The organism is Neorhizobium huautlense (genome assembly GCF_002968575.1).
Classification (GTDB): Bacteria; Pseudomonadota; Alphaproteobacteria; order Rhizobiales; family Rhizobiaceae; genus Neorhizobium; species Neorhizobium huautlense.
In genome coordinates this window covers 1-718 of sequence record NZ_PVBM01000099.1, presented here as the reverse complement: position 1 = coordinate 718, position 718 = coordinate 1, and the positions used below count along the sequence as shown (strand labels likewise).

1 protein-coding gene is annotated in these 718 nt (G+C 60.3%); it reads right to left on the bottom strand.

Translation table 11 applies throughout. The annotated features are described in order from the left end of the window. A partial coding sequence (locus C5L12_RS27770) for an alpha/beta fold hydrolase (RefSeq protein ID WP_105375177.1) occupies positions 1 to 718 on the bottom strand: 718 nt, incomplete at both ends.

Here is a 718-nt window from a genome sequence, read left to right as displayed (position 1 = left end):
ACTGGATATAGTGTCCGGAATCAGCCACCAGCTGATGACGGCTGCGCGTTGACCAGGAAGCCTCGTCGTCATGCAGCTTCCTCCAAACTTCACGACGACGCGTGTCCGCCTGCCGAGACATGTTCTCTGCTTTTAAAGCGTCATTGCCGAGTGGTGCCATTGCCGTGAGCACAACCAACGGACGGTCACCCAACGTGCGAAGACCGCCGGCCTCCCCCAGCGTCCGGTCGACATTCATCTTCTCGGATACTACGGCCGCTAGCGATGTACTTACAAAGGCCTTGGCCTTCTCCGTGACGCGTACCGGAACATCATGTGCTCCGTCAGCCGTCGCCATGAGGCGGATAATCCCGGTCCATGCAAGGCTCGACGCGATCTGCATAGCTTCGTTGATGGAGTCCGGCGGTGTGTTCGCTACCTCCGCGAACCGAGCGACCTGATCCGGATGCGAGGCATCGACGAACACCAGGCCCGCGACTTCATCACCAAATTTCCGGGTGTAGGCCATGCTGTAAGGCCCACCGATCGAATGGCCGGCCAGAACGAAAGGTCCCTTCTCTCCTGCCGCGGTCAGGACGGCCCGAAGATCCTCTGCCACGGCATCGGCGTGCTGCGACGTGAACTTCGGCTCGCTCCACATAATTCCGGCGCGATCATAGGCACAAGCGCGGGTAAGGCGTGCGACGCTGTCATGTACCTTTGCCCACGAAAGCGTCCC